Consider the following 17,204-nt stretch of genomic DNA (forward strand, 5'->3'; position numbering starts at 1 on the left):
AGCCATGCAACAACTCCCGAATCTCCTCACAATGACAATATCTTAACACAACACATAAAAAACTTATAGATTTAATATCATTATTAGAGTATAAACAATTATCTTTTTATTGGGGTCATAGCTCAGTTGGTAGAGCGTTTGAATGGCATTCAAAAGGTCGGGGGTTCGATTCCCCCTGGCTCCACCAGTTACTTTAAGGCTTTTCAGCCTTTCTTAAATCTTCTAAAAAAATATATGTTTCTTATAGGTTCCAAAATACTTAATTTTAATATTGAGACAGTATAAAAAAATAATCAACTCATAAGCTATTCTTTTCCATAATCGGCTTTGTTATTATCAACCGGCTTAAATCCTTTCTTTTAACAGCTTCTATTAAGTCATATTTAGTAGCGTTACCTTTACCAGTGATATGTTTCTTAATAGTACTAACTTACTATTAACTAAAAGCCAATAATCCATTTTAATTTCGTTCATCTTTAACTGCGGTAGTGGTGCATTTCAAGCATCAACCTTGCGGCAGAAACTTAACCGAGGCGAATACTCAAACGCTGCCGATGAGTTGCTGCGATGGGTAAAAGCTAAAGGCGGCGTTACGCTGCAAGGCTTAGTAAAGCGTCGTAATATAGAGCGGTCATTGTTCTTGAGCGAAGCAGCTACAGCAGCGGTTTTTAGCTCTGCCTAAAATACCATCATATTTACATCTTAATAAAAGTTTCTTAAATATTTTATTATAATTATAAGTGGTATTCATTACTAATTATTAAAACTCTCTATTATTTTCCTTTATCCTATATTAATATTTACATTTCACAAATTATCCCTAATTCATTAATTTATATCCTTGGTTAAATTTCCATTGATTTCTTAAAACTCCTTATTATTATTTCGTCTATAGCTCGTTTTTAACAAAACATTAAAAATTATAGAATTTGATAAGAGTATAATTATGTTTAAGGGACAGTCTCAAATTACGCAAGAAGTAACAACAATAAAAACACCACATGAAAACTTAATAGAATTTTTAGAAACAAGAGGATTAAAGCACAAAGCAGATAACTTAAGCAAAGATGATAAATCGCTTGATCTTTCAGAGAACAACATAGGCGAAGCCGGAGCAACGGAACTAGCTAGAGTTCTAAAAGATAATTCTACTCTTACATCACTTTATCTTTCAAGTAACAAAATAGGCTCAATATTAAGAAGAATTAACAAATATCTAGTCAGAAACAAAGATTTAGCAGAGAAAAAAGCAGAAAGTTTGAATGCCGCAGGCGATGATTTATACAATCAAGAAAAATATAGTGAAGCCATAGAAAAATATAAAGCTGCAATAAAACTTATATCATATGACCAAGATAAATTAGAATTATACGAAAAAAATCAAAAAAAAGCAGAAAAGAAATATGAAGAACAGAAAAAACAAATACTTTCAGAAAATGACGAACTTGCTGAAATAGTAAATAAATTTTTTCACGATCCTACAGCTGTCAGTCTTTGTTATCAAATAATAACAGATGATTTTGCTAAATTAGTTGCAGATAAATTAAAAGTTATTAAAACGATTACTGCTATCGATTTTATGGGTAGCACTATAAGTGATCAAAGTATAAAAATTATTACTGAAGCTCTAAAAACAAGTACACAACTAAAGAAACTTGATTTTAGCGGATGTGATTTAGGTGATCAAAAAATATCAATATTAGCCGAAGTTTTACAACTTAAGACTCTTACCCACCTTTGCCTTAATGCAAATTATATAGGGACTGTAGGAATAAACGCAATTATTGAAGCTTTAAAAGAAAATACCACCATTACGCATATAGATTTAAAGCAAAATAATATAGATCAACAAAGTCAAATTATAATCGAGAAATATTTACAGCGAAATAAAAATTTATTGGAAGAACATAATAGTTTTCAAAAGTTAGTAGATAAGTTAAACGATAAAATAGCTAACGATGCTAACATTAAAAATAAATCTATAGTAGAAGATACTATAAAGTATATAATACAAAAAACTCCTCTTCTTACTAGGACAATCGACCGAGACCAAATAATAACTGATATACAGAAGCTTTTAGATAATAAGTTTGCAGCGTCAAAATTTATGGGCATAAAAGAAGAGCTTGAGGAATTAATAGAACAACAAAGCATAAATGATGATACTAATGTCCTTGGAATAGATAGTACGTTTGGCTGAAAAACGGACAAGGACAATTTGCTCCCCTTAAATTCATGTTGCTTGTAAATTTTGTTGCATAAAAAAGCAAAACTTACGCTATGAGTAAAAAAGTGATAAATTATTGTAAAAATAATTAAACATGTCAAAGAGGATAAAGTTGCAAGCAATACCAATTAATAGGACAGATTATTGTCAATTTTTAATAGTTAGCCAAAAGAATTATAGTTTAACCTACTACGCTGAACATGCAAAGAAATGTAGTCATGATGTTATTAATAGATCAAAACTTACGCTATGTTATAGCAAATATGCTAAAAACTCTTATTACACAGCAATGTTTTATAGTGAAGCACTTCATAATATCCCTTAATTCATGGGCATTATATCAAACATAGCGTAAGTTTTGAGATTTTTAAGGAATGAAAAATATACACCTTCTTTGTTATGGGAACACATCAAGAATGATGTTATTTTTTCATCTAATGGATATACAATATTTGATGATACGGTTTTAAATAAAAGGAATACGAAGCAAATAGAAATTGCAAGATCGCAGTACAGTGGAGCTACAGGTAGAGTTACTAAAGGTATAGGAGTAGTGAGTCTGGTATATTATAACCCTGATATTAATAAGTTTTGGGTAATAGATTATCGAATTTTTGCACCTGATCATGATGGAGCAACAAAACTAGAACACCTATTAAACATGTTAAATAATGCTGTTTATAGCAAGAAGATTCCTTTTCAAACAGTACTTTTTGACACATGGTATTCTACACACAAAATTATGCAACATGTTGACTCTTTGGGGAAATATTATTATGCCCCTATTAAAGCCAATAGAAACGTTAGTAAAACGCACGATTCTAAACCTTATAAAGCTGTAAAAGAGTTGACATTTTCAGATGAAGAGATCAGGCATGGAGTAGAGATTCATATAAAAGGCTTTGCTAAAAATAAGCATGTTAATTTGTTTAAATTTACTGTTCCTACCAACAGAGTTGAGTATGTTGTTACCAATAACAAAACTCAAAATCTTCTAAAGCTGCACAAGATGAGTGTGGCTTTCGATGGGTAATTGAGAGCATGCACAGAGAAATTAAGCAACTTACTGGGATAGAACGTTGTCAATGCAGGAAACAGCGTATTCAACGTAATCATATTAGTTGTGCATTTTTAGTTTGGGCATTTCTCAAAAGGACTGCAAATACAATCGGTAAAACGGTTTACCAAATAAAGTTAGGGCTTTTAGATGACTATATGCAACAACAGCTGCGTTCTCCATCTTTACGATATTTAGAACCAAACATAGCGTAAGTTTTGAAAGGTATCATTTATATACTGTCTTTTATCCATGGTGGTTAGCAAATCGTACTACTTGCTTCCACCATTCAAATCATTCGCAATTAATCACAAATATACTAAATATTAAATTCATTATACATATTTGTATATTTTCCTATAATATCTTTAGCTAATTCAGCTATATTTGCATTAATTTACCATCCGATGATAGATAAACTAAACATAATAATCATCTGAAAGCCAAAAAATCATGCATAAATTCTTATTAACTTTAAAATTAATGCGAGCAGATAAGCCGGTAGCTTATTTACTGGTCTTCTTCCCTGCCTTATTTGGTTTACTGCTTGCCAATCCGTCTAGAGAAGATTTAATATATTTACTCCCACTATTTATCCTAGGTAGCATTACAACAAGAAGTAGCGGATGTATTATCAATGATATATTTGACCGAAAATTCGATAAGTATGTTGCAAGGACTAAAAACCGCCCTCTAGCTAGCGGTACTTTGTCTATAAAATATGCTATTGCTATACTTTTTATTCTTGGTGTAATCTCGCTTTTTACTTTGCTAGCTTTGAATAAGACAGCCATATATATAGGTTTTTTCGCAGTAATTATGATTAGTATATATCCGCTAATGAAGCGTGTTACTTATCTCCCCCAAGTTTTTTTAGGTTTTACATTTAATTTAGGAACGCTAATAGCCTATACAGCAGTTCAGAATAAGCTTGATATAGCAGCAATTACGATGTATTTAGCCTGCTGTTTATGGACGATGGGGTATGATACGATATATGGATTTATGGATATAAAGGACGATAAGGAAATAGGAGTGAAATCCTTAAGCATTTATTTAGAAAATAAAGCATATAAATTTTGGCTTTATATATTTTACGTTGGATTTATTTTATTATTTATTTCAGCTGCCGGCTATAATCTAGACTATCTACCTATCCTCGGTGCTTCAACCTTATTAATACTACAAATAGCAACTTTAGACATTCATAATCCAGCTAATTGCATGACAAGATTTAAAGCAAATCATTATGCCGGATTGCTATTAAGTTTAAGTTTCTGTTAAATATATTGCTAATTTATATATAACTATACCCATACAAATCTTACAAAATTTACGGCTAATTTATACTTGTTCAGGAAGCACAACACCTGAGAGTACATATTCATTATTTTGAAGTGTATATTCTATTATATCAGTATCGGATGCATTCTCTAACATTTTTTGATTATACTCAAGAATTAATCTAGACTTTGGATATAACCATATTATATCTTTCATTACGAACCTTAGAGCCTCTGTAATAGTAGTTGTTCCTTTTGCATATGCTATATTTTTTTCTCATTTTGTGGATAATTTAACATACACTATAATTCTATTTAAAATAGTTTAAGCAATTAAATATATGGTAACTTATTCCTAATTGTCAATTAAAATATTTTTAGCTTGGAAATTTGGAAACTCGTCTCTATTCCTTAATAATTAACTACAAACTCCTGATTCTTGCAGGTAGTTTTAATGATTTATCTTTCATGAAATTTAAAAATTGGCTAACTGAGTCTACTATATCGTCATTTTTTATATGCGGGAAGTTTAGTAATTCCTTTAAGGCTATGGTTGATGGTTTAGGTATTAACACTATACCGGCTTGAAATAAAGGCACTACTGCAGCAAATCTCGTAACTTTATCAAACTTAGGCTTAATCCCTATCACTCTAATATTGTCAGCTAAAAAACCTAAATCTTGAATTAGTTGCTGACCGCTTGCTTTGTCTTCTATCAATATAAATCTCGGCTTATATTGATTGGCTAATTTTTCTGTCAAATTCTTCAATTCAGGATAATTAATTCTTTTTCGTATTAATGATACTAAATAATATTTCTGCCCTAAAATACCCCATATAGTGCAGACGCTATAATCTGAATCTTCAAAAATTTTAATTGCCGTATCCCAGCTTTGGATGAAATAATCAAACTTCTCAGGCAAACTTTCATAAAAACTAATATCTTCGATATTAAGCAGTGATGAGCCTTGCGGTATAGGCTCTTGCAAATATTGAGCATGGTAATTATAGCTACCTATTTCATGCTCTAATTTTGCTAAGCAATATCAGCAGGCTCTTTATAACTCTCCAATACTTCACCTTTAATATAAGAATTAGCTGTGAGTTTAAAAGAATAATCACAATCAGCAATAGCTGGAATTTTTAAATGATGCCACGCATTGCTGTTATTAAGCTGAAAATACTATAAGTAAGTAGAACAGAACCTATTTAAAATAATAAGATTTTAAATAGGTAATGATGAACAGAAAATATAGACACTTATCTCGAGAAGAGAGATATGAGATAAAAAGAATGTATGACCTAGGAGTCAGTATTAATAAGATAGCACAACATCTTACGAGGTCTAAAAGCACTATTAGTATGGAGCTAAAAAGAAATAAGGTAAAAGATAAGTATATGCCTTGTGTTGCTCAGGAAAAATATGAAAACAGGATGTATCAGCAAGAGTTATTAAAAATAGAAAAGAACCCTATGTTGTTAGATTATATTAAAAATGCTATGATTCGCAAGAAATGGTCGCCGGATGCTATAGCCGGAAAGTTAAAACTAGACAAAAATACAGCTTTGTGTATCAGTACAGAAAGTATATATAGATTTGTTTACACTTCTGCAGTAGCAGCTAAATTAAAGTTATATAGCTATTTACCTTCTAAAAGATATAAAAGGCAAGAAAGAGGGAAGAGGCATCAAAGGATCATTATACCACAAAGGATCTCAATACATCAGCGTGATGCAATAGCTACGAAAAAGGTAGAAGTAGGGCATTTTGAGGCAGATCTTACATTTCATAAAGGTATAGCATAAGTCATTAAGGTACTGACAGAGCGAGAGTATCATGTTATAGTAAGCAAATATTAACAAGCATGTAAAGAGATATGGCACGAGCATATGCAATAGAACTAAGACTAAGAGTTATAAAAGCTGTAGAAGCAGGGATACGAATAAGTAAGGTAAGTAAATTATTTAATGTAAGTCGTGATACTATATATAAATGGAAAAAATTAAAAGATAAGCAAGGTACTTTAGAAGCAGCAACTGGTTATCAGAAAGGACATAGTCATAAGATAAAAGATTCAGAATCTTTTAAAGAATTTTTTAAAGCTAATATGAATAAAACATCAAAGGAGTTAGCAAAGCAATGGGGTAATATTGCATCTGTAACTATTTTAAGACAAATCAGAAAACTTGGCTATAGCTATAAACAAAACTCATTTTCATCCGAAAAGAGATATTAAATTAAGAAATGAATTTATAGCAAAGATACAAACCATCACAAAAGACAAATTAGTATATCTTGATGAATCTGGAATAGAGGATAATGCTTGCAAAGAGTATGGATGGAGCATTATAGGACAAAGGTGTTATGGAGAAAAGGTGTATCAACATAAATTTAGAATAAGTATGATAGCTGGTCTTTGTAATGGTAATCTTATTGCTCCTGTAATATTTGAAGGTAATTGTAATACAGAGGTCTTTAAAACTTATATTAGGGATGTATTAATTACAAAATTACAACCTGGGCAAACCGTTATTATGGATAACATTAATTTTCATAAAAATTCTAAAGTTAAAGAGTTCATTGAATCCGTTGGTTGTACCATATTGTATTTACCAACTTACTCTCCTGATTTAAATCCTATAGAGCATTACTGGTTTAAGATAAAAAATGAAATTAGGAAAGTTGTAGGAGATTTTGAAACATTTTATGATGCTGTTTTTAATACTATTAAATTGTCAGTATCTTAATGATTTATGCTATAATCAAAGTATGAATATTGGTGCACTGGTGGATAAAAAGAGTCAAAAGATTATCAAAACTTACGCTATGAGTAAAAAAGTGATAAATTATTGTAAAAATAATTAAACATGTCAAAGAGGATAAAGTTGCAAGCAATACCAATTAATAGGACAGATTATTGTCAATTTTTAATAGTTAGCCAAAAGAATTATAGTTTAACCTACTACGCGCTGAACATGCAAAGAAATGTAGTCATGATGTTATTAATAGATTTTTAAGGAATGAAAAATATACACCTTCTTTGTTATGGGAACACATCAAGAATGATGTTATTTTTTCATCTAATGGATATACAATATTTGATGATACGGTTTTAAATAAAAGGAATACGAAGCAAATAGAAATTGCAAGATCGCAGTACAGTGGAGCTACAGGTAGAGTTACTAAAGGTATAGGAGTAGTGAGTCTGGTATATTATAACCCTGATATTAATAAGTTTTGGGTAATAGATTATCGAATTTTTGCACCTGATCATGATGGAGCAACAAAACTAGAACACCTATTAAACATGTTAAATAATGCTGTTTATAGCAAGAAGATTCCTTTTCAAACAGTACTTTTTGACACATGGTATTCTACACACAAAATTATGCAACATGTTGACTCTCTGGGGAAATATTATTATGCCCCTATTAAAGCCAATAGAAACGTTAGTAAAACACACGATTCTAAACCTTATAAAGCTGTAAAAGAGTTGACATTTTCAGATGAAGAGATCAGGCATGGAGTAGAGATTCATATAAAAGGCTTTGCTAAAAATAAGCATGTTAATTTGTTTAAATTTACTGTTTCTACCAACAGAGTTGAGTATGTTGTTACCAATAACAAAACTCAAAAATCTTCTAAAGCTGCACAAGATGAGTGTGGCTTTCGATGGGTAATTGAGAGCATGCACAGAGAAATTAAGCAACTTACTGGGATAGAACGTTGTCAATGCAGGAAACAGCGTATTCAACGTAATCATATTAGTTGGGCATTTTTAGTTTGGGCATTTCTCAAAAGGACTGCAAATACAATCGGTAAAACGGTTTACCAAATAAAGTTAGGGCTTTTAGATGACTATATGCAACAACAGCTGCGTTCTCCATCTTTACGATATTTAGAACCAAACATAGCGTAAGTTTTGTTATTTTAGTGCTGAATAACTCCAAGAGAGCTACAACAGTTACCAATGGTTTTTTAAGAAAGATAAAAACTCTTCCAAATAGTGTGAGAAAGACTATTACTATGGATAATGGCAAAGAGTTTGTGGGACATGTTGCCTATAGACTATCTGGGTTTCAAACTTTCTTTTGTGATCCATACCGCCCTAGACAAAAAGCATTAGTGGAAAAAATGAATTCTATGATTCATAGAATTTTACCTAAAAATACAGATATTACTACCGTTACACAAAGAGGTCTTGACAATGTTGCTGAGATTTTAAATAACATGCCAAGAAAGATTTTTGGTTATAAAACCCCCAATGAAATTTGGGGCTCTGTCCAAATAAGTGTGGGAATTTCTCAAAGGTTATATAAAAATATAATATAACAAAAGGAGAAATTATATGCACCAAAAACAAAATGAAGCAATGAATCAAGCGATAGATTTATTAATAAATAATGATACAGATATATCAACATTACTTAAAGAGGATGGTTTATTAAAGCAATTAACCAAACGGCTTGTAGAGAAGGCATTGCAGTCAGAGATGAATAATCACTTAGGATATGATAAATATTGTCATACTGATAGTGATAATGTTCGTAATGGTAAGAATGTAAAGAATCTAGTAACAAATAATGGAGTTATAGAGATTGAGGTTCCAAGGGATAGAAGTAGTACATTTGAACCTGCATTAATTCCAAAGCGTCAAAGACGTATTGAAGGATTTGATGATAAAATAATATCGTTATACGCTAAAGGAATGAGCTTATCTGATATTAAGATTCAAATACAAGAATTGTATGGAGCTGACGTTAGCGAAAGTTTGATAAGTCAAATTACTGATGATGTAATTGAGGATGTCAAGATATGGCAAAGCCGACCATTGGATCGAGTATATGCTATAGTATTTTTTGACTGTTTAGTAGTAAAAGTACGTCAAGATAAACGAATTATCAATAAGTCTGTATATGTAGCATTAGGTATTGATTTATCTGGCAGGAAGGATATTTTAGGATTGTGGATCAGTGAAAATGAAGGAGCAAAATTTTGGCTTGGTAATTTTACTGAGATGAAGAACAGAGGTATGCAAGACATGCTTATTGCTTGCAGTGATAATTTAACCGGTATGTCTGAGGCGATAGAGGCAGTTTTTCCGAAAACCGAACATCAATTATGTATTGTACATCAGATTAGAAATAGTTTAAAATATGTATCATATAAAGACCGAAAAGAATTAGCGGCTGATTTAAAGCCTATTTATACTGCTAGCACAGAGGAAGAAGCACATCTTGCTTTAGAATCTTTTGAAGCTAAATGGAGTAAACAGTATCCACAAATTGCTAAATCTTGGTATGTTCATTGGGAAAATTTAATGGTTTTTCTAGGATACCCTGAGGCGATAAGGAAAGTAATATACACAACAAATAGTGTAGAATCTGTCAATAGCCAATTACGTAAGGTTACCAAGAATAAACGGGTTTTTCCAAATGATAATGCCGTTTTTAAGACCTTATATTTGGCAATTGATTATATGACCAAGAAATGGGCTATGCCGATTCCAAACTGGAACGCAGCTATGGCTCACTTTTTGATAAAATTTGAAGGTAGAATTTAAGCCCTATGAAAAATTTACACACTTAATTAGAAAGACTCAAATTTGGGCAGAAAATTTATAGGTTTTGTTCTACTTAGTCCTTGCATTTTCAAAGCAAATATCCAACTTAATCATCACTATGTAGACGCTGCATAACCAAAACTATCGCACCACGATTACGATTATTGAGCCTACTGACAAAGGTTTGTTCAAACCAATCTATCACTTTTTGACGTATAGCTTAATGCGATAAGGTAGTGATTTTTTAAGAGCATAGTAAACAGCATCAAAAAAGTGCTCAAAATTAGAAATAGTTTTTCTTATTTCATTCTTGATTTTAAACCAGTAATGCTCAATAGGATTTAAGTCAGGAGAGTAAGTTGGTAAAAATAAAATACTGCAACCAACAGATTCAATTAACGTTTTCACTTTTGTACTTTTATGAAAATTAATATTATCCATTACTACTATCTGACCAGCCTTTAATTCCTTGATCAATATCTCTTGTACATAAGTTTCAAAAATGTCCTTATTACATGTCCCATCAAATATTATTGGGGCAATAATATCTTTGACACACAGCCCAGCAATCATACTAATCCGTGATTTATGTTGATAGACCTTTTCACCATAACATCTTTGACCGATAATGCTCCACCCGTGTTCTCTACAGCTATTATCTTCTATCCCAGACTCATCGATAAATACTAAATCTTGTTTATCTATAGTTTTTAGTTTCAATATAAACTCATTCCTTAGACCAATATCCCTTTTGGGATGAAGAAAAGTTTTTTTTATAACTATAACCTAATTTATTAAGCAATCTTGATATCGTACTTGCAGATACTTTTTGACTCCAGTTATTAGCTATTAACCACCAATTAAATACCTGACTTAAGAGGCATATTTAACATTATCAGCTTGGAATAATTTTTGTATATGTTTAGGATTGTTCTGTAAGCAACGTAAATAAGATTTAAGATTGTGTTTTAACTCATCTTTTGTAAGAGGTATTTTTCTATTTACATTTCTTTTTAAGTCATTATTTAAGTATTCATCTGGATTATGTTGTGGAGTATAAGGAGGCAAAAAAAACAAAGAAATTTTATCTTTATGCTTATTTGTCCAGTTGTATACTTTTTTACTATGATGTACTTTTAAATTGTCTAATATTAAAAAGATCTTCCTTTTTGCATATTTAACTAATCTTCTTAGAAATTCTATAAATATATCTGTTTTTAGTGTATCTTCATATAACATGAACCTTAGTTTACCATTGTTCATAATAGTTGATATCATATTTATAGTAAATCGTTTTGATTTATGAATAACTACGGGTGTTTTGCCTTTTAAAGAATAGCTTTGTAACACCTGACATTCTGATTTTATTCCCACTTCATCACCCCAGTGTATTTCTGCTTGTTCCATTTGTGCTTGTTTTACTATTGCAGGATATTTTTCATCTAGCCATACTTGAACTTGTTTTGGCTGTTGTTCATAAGCTAATTTCTTTGGTTTTTGTGCAGTATATCCCCATCTTCTTAAATATTCTCCAATCGTGCTTAATGGCAAAAAGAAACCACAGTATTTTTTAATTAGGGCATTAATAGATTTTCTTGACCATAGTGCAGATTTAATATTCTGCTCTTCTGGTCTAGAGTTATTTATATAATCTTGTATTTTTTTACACAGCATTGCGTTTATTATTCTTTTTTCTCCTGTCTTTCTTCCTCTAGACTTTCCAGTTACTGCATATTTATCACCTCTTCTTCTTTTGCTCACCCAGTTATTAATAGTCTGACGTGTTACTCCTATAAGACTTGCTACATCTAATTGTTTTTCTCCTTTATCAATTGCTCTTAATGCAACTTTTCTTAAAGCTGCTTGTGCACTCGTTGATAATGTCCTAAAATCTTCTTTTTTTAGCATGATTTTATTCTAACATTATACTTTACTATTTGCAATTATTATGTCAGGTATTTCATTGGTGGGTTAATAGCTCCATGGTGGTTTTATCAAAATTTAATTCTATAAATTTTTTAAATCCCTCTATGTCTCTTATTATTCTACGATGTCCTGTATGATAACCACTTTTTGCTTTGACATCCCCAGTTTGTTTCTTTAATTTTTTCCACTCTATTATAGTCTTCCTACTAATAGAGTATATCTCTGAAGTCTCTTTTATTGTTTTACCATCTGTTAAACTTTTTATTACTCGTATTCTTAAATCGTATGAATATGCCTTTGCCATAAGTTTTTCATTTAGTATAATCCAACTCATACTATAAGTCATTACCTTATCGCATTAAGCTATATTTTATAAGAATGTATTTGCGTAGGGTTATGCGGATTATCGATAATTAAGATATCTCCGCCCTCCCCTGTAGCTGAACCACCTACCGATGTTGTAAATCTAAAACCATTAGCAGTTGTAAGGAACTTGCTTTTCTGATTATGAGTTTTGCTAAGTATAGTATTTGGGAACAGTTCTTTATACCAATCAGAGTTTAAAATAAATCGACAATCGAGTGAATGTTTAATACTAAGCATTTGAGAATAGCTAGCCGACATTATATGCTTAGTTGGATCAAGCCCTAATAAAAAAGCAGTCCAAGCAACACTAACACAAATAGATTTCAAACTCCTAGGCGGTATGTTAATTATTAAACGATTAATATCACCATTCTGCACAGCACTTAGATAATCACTAATTATGTTTATGTGTTTACTAGGATAATACTCAGCACCTGGATTAATAGTATTAAACACTTTAATTATAAAACTAGGAAAATCCTGACGCAAAACTGAATTTAATAATTCTTTTGAATAGATCATAATAGATTATTGTAGTAGTCAGGGCTTCATTCCTGTCATCCTGTGGCTTGTGCCTAGGTTGTTACATAGCTCATATGTCATTCCCGCGTAGGCGGGAATCCAGTAACTAAAAGTTTTAAAAACGATAAATTTTTAAAGCTAAAAGCTCGATTTATCTCGCTTTACTCTGGATTCCCGCCTACGCGGGAATGACATAAATAATAACCTATCACAAATTATCTTTGCCATTAATCTCTCATAGTATATAATTTAAAAAATTATAATTAATTTACTTATGAAGCATTTAAAGATCATTTTAGCGTTTATTATATTTACCTGCTCGCCTATTATATTTGCAGAAGAGTTAGATTCTATTACAACTACTGAAGATATTGAGAATGATATATTTAACCTTATTAATAATGATCCGCCGGTTTTAAATTTTAATCAAGCCATTAGTAGTACAGAATTCAAAAATTGTGATAATTGTGAGATTACTGCCTTAAATAAAACTACTGCTAAATCTGAAAAACTTACGTTTAAAGTTGGTGAAGAACAATATTTCGGTAATATAAAAATCAAAATACATAAATGTGTTAAAAATCTTGATCCGTATAACGAAGATAATTACATATTAATGACTATAACTGAATATATAATTGACGAAGACCCTAAATTACTTTTTCAAGGGTGGATGACCTCCGGCAGCATTTCACTTTCTACATTCGAACACCCTATTTATGAAATATTCGCTAAAGAATGTTTTTAAGTTAACATGATAAACTATTTTTTTATATTCTTAGTCCCTAGCCTCGGCATGGTTGCCGGCTTATCAGTCGCAGCTACTGTTACGGTGTTTTTGTTGAGTATTATTTGCATGTCCATGTCATTCCTGCGAAAGCAGGAATCCAGTAGAAATTTATTTTTCTGGATCCCGTGGACACGCCACGGGATGACACTACAGTATAAAACAGAACTACTATTCCCTAGCTGTTGCTTGATATCCTGTTTATTTGCAATTAAACCTACCAACAGCCTAATTAATTTTGTTCAAGTCTTTACAATCTTATTTCTTGGCTTTGTTGTTAGTAATTTCAAACCATTTCAAAATCGCCCACAGCTTAAAAAAGCTTTAATATTTGGTACTCTTACGGCAATTTTATTATTCTTTGTCGAATATTTTTCTGATGGCTTTTTAACTAGAATATTTAAAGCAAATTTTAACCTTTATATGTTAGATCGAGGTTGTGCTTTACTTTCAATTACTGCGTGGGTAGTAATAGCTATTTTAATTTATGATAAAAAATATTATCACGCTCTAATATTATATATCTTAGTACTTTATTTATTAAGTATCTCTGATAGTTTAGCAAGTTTTCTAGGATTTAGTTTAGGCGGAATAGTGTTTATTTTAGCAAGGCTTGTAAAATCGATATTTTCTAAATTGATAATATTCGGTCTAATAACAGGTTCGTTATTGTTTCCGATCATAGCCGGACAAATTAATCCTAAGGAGTTATCAGATAAATATTTATCTACCCACCCATCAGCGGCACATCGTTTATTTATCTGGCATTTCGTTGCAAATAAAATTGCTGAAAAACCGCTTATGATTAATGGCTTTAATTCTTCTAAATATATCCAAGTTAAAGACAGCGAAATGATTGATTATAAAAGTAAAAAATGGCATCCTTTACCGCTTCACCCGCATAACAATATACTACAAATTACTCTTGAGCTAGGGCTAGTGGGATTAGCTTTATTCTTAAGCTTGGTTTACAAATACCTTAAACAAATTGGTAATATAGGAAATGATATTTTTAGCGCAATTTCTTATGCATGTTTCATAAATTACTATATTATCGGCATGATTTCATATAATGTTTGGCAAATATGGTGGGTGGCAAGCAGCATTTGGGTACTAATTTTAATGAAGTTATTAGTCAAACCCGATATTGTCATTGATAAATAATGTTATTTGGGGTAAATATAGAATATAGTGTTTTTATGTCATTCCCGCGTAGGCGGGAATCCAGAGAAAAACCATTAATACAGCAAATTTTTAAAATTAAAGCTCGATTTATCTCGCTTTATACTGGATTCCTGCTTTCGCAGGAATGACAATGAGAAATTTAAAACAACAAAAAAATATATGCTGCAGAATTCAGAACTCTTACAAGAATATTTACCTATTGCTATATTTTTTGGTATTGCAACATTAGTATCTAGCTTAATAATGATTCTACCGAATTTATTAGCTGCTAAAAAATATAATAAAGATAAATTAGAGCCTTACGAATGCGGATTTGAACCTTTCGACGATGCCAGATCAAAATTTGATATACGATTTTATCTAGTTGCTATTTTATTTATTATCTTTGACCTTGAAATTACGTTTTTAGTTCCGTGGGCTATTAGCCTTGGAACAATAGGCAAAATAGGCTTTTTCTCAATGATGTTCTTCTTATTCGTACTTACTATAGGATTTGTATATGAATGGAAGAAAGGAGCTTTAGATTGGGAGTAAAAATCAACTAATATTATTAAGTGCTATGTCATTCCCGCGTAGGCGGGAATCCAGCATAAAGCGAGATAATATCAACCTTTTAATTAAAAAAACTTGCTGCTTTTATATTTATTTTTCTGGATTCCCGCCTACGCGGGAATGACATAGTAGAAAGAATAACACATATTCACTATATTTAACTTATATAAGAATAAAAATGCATAATAATTTTTATCAGGAAGACGAATTGCTGAATAATGAGCTTTCAAATCGAGGGTTCTTATTAACCAAAGTCGATGATGTCATCGGCTGGGCAAGGAGCAATTCCCTATGGCCTATGACCTTTGGGCTTGCTTGTTGTGCAGTTGAGATGATGCAAGCAGCAGCAAGTAGGTATGATATGGATCGCTTTGGCATGCTGTTTAGACCAAGCCCAAGACAGTCCGATCTTATGATAGTTGCGGGAACGCTGACTAACAAAATGGCACCAGCATTACGCAAAGTATACGATCAAATGGCTGAGCCTAAATGGGTACTTTCAATGGGTAGCTGTGCTAATGGCGGGGGATATTATCACTTCTCTTATTCAGTAGTCCGAGGCTGCGACCACATTGTACCGGTTGACGTATATGTCCCTGGCTGCCCTCCTACAGCGGAAGCTTTAATTTACGGACTTATGCAATTACAAAAGAAAATCAAACGCACTACAGGTTTTAAATATGACGCTAGAAAAAATCATTGAGAAGCTTGCCGCTAAATCAAGTATATTGATAAACCCCATCACAGTTAAGGATTACCTAGCGTATAAAGTTGAGCCGAATTTTTTACTACCTTTCTTAAAAACTTTAAAAGAATCAGAAGAACTGCGTTTTACTGTACTAACCGACTTATTTGGTAGCGATTTTCCTGAACGATGTCATTCCCGCGGAGGCAGGAATCCAGAAAAGACAACCTTAATAAATAAGAGGTTCGAAGTAGTATATAATTTATTAAGCTTAAAATTAAATAAACGTCTTATCATTAAAACTTATGTGTCTGAAAAAGAAAGCGTACCATCTATAATCAATATATTTAATGCTGCTTGTTGGTATGAGCGTGAAGTTTATGATATGTATGGCATAAATTTTGACGGCAATGATGATAAACGGCGAATACTTACCGATTATGAATTTGAAGGGCATCCTTTGCGTAAAGATTTCCCGTTAACTGGATATACGCAAGTTAAATATGATGAACAGGCAAAAAAAGTAGCTTATGAACCAGTCAATTTAGATATAGAATATCGTGAGTTTGATTTTAGCTCACCTTGGCACAGCCCTACTTATGTACTACCTGGTGATGAGAAGGCTAAATGATTAGAGTGATTACTAGTAAAGCAATGATTCCGTATATCGTAAAAGGTCAACGAAATAACTTAACTTTAGATAAAAATTTTTCATTAAAAATAGATACAGAATTTTTTAAAGCATTTGTTGAAAAAGAAGTACCCTATATAGATCTACGTACTCTTAATGACCTTTCAAAACATATGGTAATTGATCCTATAAATAAATCATTTATACGTTACATTGAAGATTCTAAGTCTAATTATGGATGGCAAATAAATTATAATAAATTTTCTTTTTCATACCAACTTGTTTTAGCAAATAAACAAAATCAAGAATTATATAATACTTTTGCTTATTTTAAGCCTTTTCAATTTGATTGTATAATAACCGATAATTTTGAAGTATTACCCTTAGGTTCTATTAATATAGAAGAATCTTAAATATAA

23 protein-coding genes, 1 tRNA gene and 1 pseudogene are annotated in these 17,204 nt (G+C 31.4%); 19 read left to right on the forward strand and 6 right to left on the reverse strand.

Features of this window, described 5'->3' with window-relative positions; all coding sequences use genetic code 11:
• Positions 1–111: 111 nt before the first annotated feature.
• The 7 genes from AAGD55_RS10135 (at position 112) to ubiA (ending at position 4,568) form a co-directional block, all read left to right on the forward strand.
• A tRNA-Ala gene (locus AAGD55_RS10135) sits at positions 112–187 on the forward strand.
• A 270-nt stretch (positions 188–457) separates the two neighbouring features.
• Positions 458–682, forward strand: coding sequence for a lysozyme (locus AAGD55_RS10140; RefSeq protein WP_410526134.1), 225 nt, complete (start codon positions 458–460; stop codon positions 680–682).
• A 264-nt stretch (positions 683–946) separates the two neighbouring features.
• Positions 947–2,200 carry a ribonuclease inhibitor gene (locus AAGD55_RS10145; RefSeq protein ID WP_341791373.1) on the forward strand — a complete coding sequence of 418 codons (1,254 nt, stop codon included), beginning with the start codon at positions 947–949 and terminating at the stop codon, positions 2,198–2,200.
• Between the two features lie 121 nt (positions 2,201–2,321).
• Positions 2,322–2,552: a hypothetical protein gene (locus AAGD55_RS10150; protein ID WP_341791374.1), complete on the forward strand. Its 231-nt coding sequence runs from the start codon at positions 2,322–2,324 to the stop codon at positions 2,550–2,552.
• A 33-nt stretch (positions 2,553–2,585) separates the two neighbouring features.
• Entirely contained in the window at positions 2,586–3,260 is a 675-nt protein-coding gene (locus AAGD55_RS10155; protein WP_341791375.1) for a transposase, read from the forward strand.
• A gap of 8 nt (positions 3,261–3,268) precedes the next feature.
• On the forward strand, positions 3,269–3,499 hold the full coding sequence (locus AAGD55_RS10160; protein ID WP_341791151.1) for a hypothetical protein: 231 nt from the start codon (positions 3,269–3,271) through the stop codon (positions 3,497–3,499).
• Positions 3,500–3,737: 238 nt separating this feature from the next.
• Positions 3,738–4,568 carry a 4-hydroxybenzoate octaprenyltransferase gene (gene ubiA / locus AAGD55_RS10165; protein WP_341791376.1) on the forward strand — a complete coding sequence of 277 codons (831 nt, stop codon included), beginning with the start codon at positions 3,738–3,740 and terminating at the stop codon, positions 4,566–4,568.
• A 60-nt stretch (positions 4,569–4,628) separates the two neighbouring features.
• Here the strand turns inward: ubiA and AAGD55_RS10170 are convergent, their stop codons facing one another.
• Positions 4,629–4,784: a hypothetical protein gene (locus AAGD55_RS10170; protein ID WP_341791377.1), complete on the reverse strand. Its 156-nt coding sequence runs from the start codon at positions 4,782–4,784 to the stop codon at positions 4,629–4,631.
• Positions 4,785–4,989: 205 nt separating this feature from the next.
• Positions 4,990–5,556: a phage terminase large subunit gene (terL, locus tag AAGD55_RS10175; RefSeq protein ID WP_341791378.1), complete on the reverse strand. Its 567-nt coding sequence runs from the start codon at positions 5,554–5,556 to the stop codon at positions 4,990–4,992.
• Positions 5,557–5,803: 247 nt separating this feature from the next.
• Between terL and AAGD55_RS10180 the strand changes: the two genes are divergently transcribed.
• The 6 genes from AAGD55_RS10180 (at position 5,804) to AAGD55_RS10205 (ending at position 10,131) form a co-directional block, all read left to right on the forward strand.
• Positions 5,804–6,373: an IS30 family transposase gene (locus AAGD55_RS10180; RefSeq protein ID WP_341791379.1), complete on the forward strand. Its 570-nt coding sequence runs from the start codon at positions 5,804–5,806 to the stop codon at positions 6,371–6,373.
• A gap of 71 nt (positions 6,374–6,444) precedes the next feature.
• A protein-coding gene (locus AAGD55_RS10185) for an IS630 family transposase (protein ID WP_341791380.1) occupies positions 6,445–7,315 on the forward strand; the annotation gives its coding sequence in 2 pieces (ribosomal slippage) (positions 6,445–6,771 and positions 6,773–7,315; 870 coding nt in all).
• Positions 7,316–7,435: 120 nt separating this feature from the next.
• A complete protein-coding gene (locus AAGD55_RS10190; RefSeq protein WP_341791381.1) occupies positions 7,436–7,585 on the forward strand; it encodes a hypothetical protein in 150 nt (49 codons plus the stop codon).
• Complete coding sequence (locus tag AAGD55_RS10195) at positions 7,570–8,487, forward strand: transposase (protein WP_410526135.1); 918 nt, start codon at positions 7,570–7,572, stop codon at positions 8,485–8,487. The genes AAGD55_RS10190 and AAGD55_RS10195 overlap by 16 nt, the downstream gene beginning before the upstream one ends.
• A 14-nt stretch (positions 8,488–8,501) precedes the next feature.
• The gene (locus AAGD55_RS10200) at positions 8,502–8,900 is read left to right on the forward strand and encodes an IS30 family transposase (RefSeq protein WP_341791383.1); all 399 of its coding nucleotides are present in this window, start codon (positions 8,502–8,504) and stop codon (positions 8,898–8,900) included.
• Positions 8,901–8,916: 16 nt separating this feature from the next.
• The gene (locus tag AAGD55_RS10205) at positions 8,917–10,131 is read left to right on the forward strand and encodes an IS256 family transposase (protein ID WP_341791384.1); all 1,215 of its coding nucleotides are present in this window, start codon (positions 8,917–8,919) and stop codon (positions 10,129–10,131) included.
• A gap of 201 nt (positions 10,132–10,332) precedes the next feature.
• Here the strand turns inward: AAGD55_RS10205 and AAGD55_RS10210 are convergent.
• The 4 genes and pseudogenes from AAGD55_RS10210 to AAGD55_RS10225 all read right to left on the reverse strand — a co-directional run.
• Positions 10,333–10,921 (reverse strand): annotated as a pseudogene (locus AAGD55_RS10210) (IS630 family transposase); the annotation flags it as partial.
• Positions 10,922–11,004: 83 nt separating this feature from the next.
• Positions 11,005–12,039, reverse strand: a complete 1,035-nt coding sequence (locus AAGD55_RS10215) for an IS630 family transposase (RefSeq protein WP_341791385.1) — start codon at positions 12,037–12,039, stop codon at positions 11,005–11,007.
• A 52-nt stretch (positions 12,040–12,091) separates the two neighbouring features.
• A complete protein-coding gene (locus tag AAGD55_RS10220; protein WP_341791386.1) occupies positions 12,092–12,391 on the reverse strand; it encodes an IS630 transposase-related protein in 300 nt (99 codons plus the stop codon).
• A 29-nt stretch (positions 12,392–12,420) separates the two neighbouring features.
• Positions 12,421–12,945 (reverse strand): hypothetical protein, encoded by a 525-nt coding sequence (locus AAGD55_RS10225; RefSeq protein ID WP_341791387.1) that lies wholly within the window; start codon positions 12,943–12,945, stop codon positions 12,421–12,423.
• Positions 12,946–13,219: 274 nt separating this feature from the next.
• On the opposite strand from AAGD55_RS10225, the gene AAGD55_RS10230 reads away from it, so the two are divergent.
• The 6 genes from AAGD55_RS10230 to AAGD55_RS10255 all read left to right on the forward strand — a co-directional run bounded on the left by AAGD55_RS10230 (position 13,220) and on the right by AAGD55_RS10255 (position 17,198).
• Positions 13,220–13,693 (forward strand): DUF2155 domain-containing protein, encoded by a 474-nt coding sequence (locus AAGD55_RS10230; RefSeq protein WP_341791388.1) that lies wholly within the window; start codon positions 13,220–13,222, stop codon positions 13,691–13,693.
• 6 nt (positions 13,694–13,699) lie between these two features.
• Positions 13,700–14,896, forward strand: a complete 1,197-nt coding sequence (locus tag AAGD55_RS10235) for an O-antigen ligase (protein ID WP_341791389.1) — start codon at positions 13,700–13,702, stop codon at positions 14,894–14,896.
• 180 nt (positions 14,897–15,076) lie between these two features.
• Complete coding sequence (locus tag AAGD55_RS10240) at positions 15,077–15,451, forward strand: NADH-quinone oxidoreductase subunit A (protein ID WP_341791390.1); 375 nt, start codon at positions 15,077–15,079, stop codon at positions 15,449–15,451.
• A 196-nt stretch (positions 15,452–15,647) separates the two neighbouring features.
• Positions 15,648–16,172: an NADH-quinone oxidoreductase subunit B family protein gene (locus tag AAGD55_RS10245; RefSeq protein ID WP_341791391.1), complete on the forward strand. Its 525-nt coding sequence runs from the start codon at positions 15,648–15,650 to the stop codon at positions 16,170–16,172.
• Positions 16,150–16,785, forward strand: coding sequence for an NADH-quinone oxidoreductase subunit C (locus AAGD55_RS10250; protein WP_341791392.1), 636 nt, complete (start codon positions 16,150–16,152; stop codon positions 16,783–16,785). The genes AAGD55_RS10245 and AAGD55_RS10250 overlap by 23 nt, the downstream gene beginning before the upstream one ends.
• Positions 16,782–17,198 (forward strand): hypothetical protein, encoded by a 417-nt coding sequence (locus AAGD55_RS10255; RefSeq protein WP_341791393.1) that lies wholly within the window; start codon positions 16,782–16,784, stop codon positions 17,196–17,198. Before AAGD55_RS10250 ends, AAGD55_RS10255 begins: the two co-directional genes overlap by 4 nt.
• Positions 17,199–17,204 lie beyond the last annotated feature (6 nt).

It is taken from the genome of Rickettsia endosymbiont of Gonocerus acuteangulatus (assembly GCF_964026435.1).
GTDB lineage: Bacteria > Pseudomonadota > Alphaproteobacteria > Rickettsiales > Rickettsiaceae > Rickettsia.

Excerpts from the sequence above, each read along its gene's own strand:
- AAGD55_RS10215 (WP_341791385.1), bottom strand. The coding sequence starts at position 12,039 with ATGCTAAAAAAAGAAGATTTTAGGACATTATCAACGAGTGCACAAGCA.
- AAGD55_RS10220 (WP_341791386.1), bottom strand. The coding sequence starts at position 12,391 with ATGAGTTGGATTATACTAAATGAAAAACTTATGGCAAAGGCATATTCA.
- AAGD55_RS10180 (WP_341791379.1), top strand. The coding sequence starts at position 5,804 with ATGATGAACAGAAAATATAGACACTTATCTCGAGAAGAGAGATATGAG.
- AAGD55_RS10160 (WP_341791151.1), top strand. The coding sequence starts at position 3,269 with ATGCACAGAGAAATTAAGCAACTTACTGGGATAGAACGTTGTCAATGC.
- AAGD55_RS10245 (WP_341791391.1), top strand. The coding sequence starts at position 15,648 with ATGCATAATAATTTTTATCAGGAAGACGAATTGCTGAATAATGAGCTT.
- AAGD55_RS10250 (WP_341791392.1), top strand. The coding sequence starts at position 16,150 with ATGACGCTAGAAAAAATCATTGAGAAGCTTGCCGCTAAATCAAGTATA.
- AAGD55_RS10145 (WP_341791373.1), top strand. The coding sequence starts at position 947 with ATGTTTAAGGGACAGTCTCAAATTACGCAAGAAGTAACAACAATAAAA.
- AAGD55_RS10170 (WP_341791377.1), bottom strand. The coding sequence starts at position 4,784 with ATGAAAGATATAATATGGTTATATCCAAAGTCTAGATTAATTCTTGAG.
- AAGD55_RS10150 (WP_341791374.1), top strand. The coding sequence starts at position 2,322 with ATGTCAAAGAGGATAAAGTTGCAAGCAATACCAATTAATAGGACAGAT.
- AAGD55_RS10225 (WP_341791387.1), bottom strand. The coding sequence starts at position 12,945 with ATGATCTATTCAAAAGAATTATTAAATTCAGTTTTGCGTCAGGATTTT.
- ubiA (WP_341791376.1), top strand. The coding sequence starts at position 3,738 with ATGCATAAATTCTTATTAACTTTAAAATTAATGCGAGCAGATAAGCCG.
- AAGD55_RS10240 (WP_341791390.1), top strand. The coding sequence starts at position 15,077 with ATGCTGCAGAATTCAGAACTCTTACAAGAATATTTACCTATTGCTATA.
- AAGD55_RS10255 (WP_341791393.1), top strand. The coding sequence starts at position 16,782 with ATGATTAGAGTGATTACTAGTAAAGCAATGATTCCGTATATCGTAAAA.
- AAGD55_RS10235 (WP_341791389.1), top strand. The coding sequence starts at position 13,700 with ATGATAAACTATTTTTTTATATTCTTAGTCCCTAGCCTCGGCATGGTT.
- AAGD55_RS10190 (WP_341791381.1), top strand. The coding sequence starts at position 7,436 with ATGTCAAAGAGGATAAAGTTGCAAGCAATACCAATTAATAGGACAGAT.
- AAGD55_RS10205 (WP_341791384.1), top strand. The coding sequence starts at position 8,917 with ATGCACCAAAAACAAAATGAAGCAATGAATCAAGCGATAGATTTATTA.
- AAGD55_RS10230 (WP_341791388.1), top strand. The coding sequence starts at position 13,220 with ATGAAGCATTTAAAGATCATTTTAGCGTTTATTATATTTACCTGCTCG.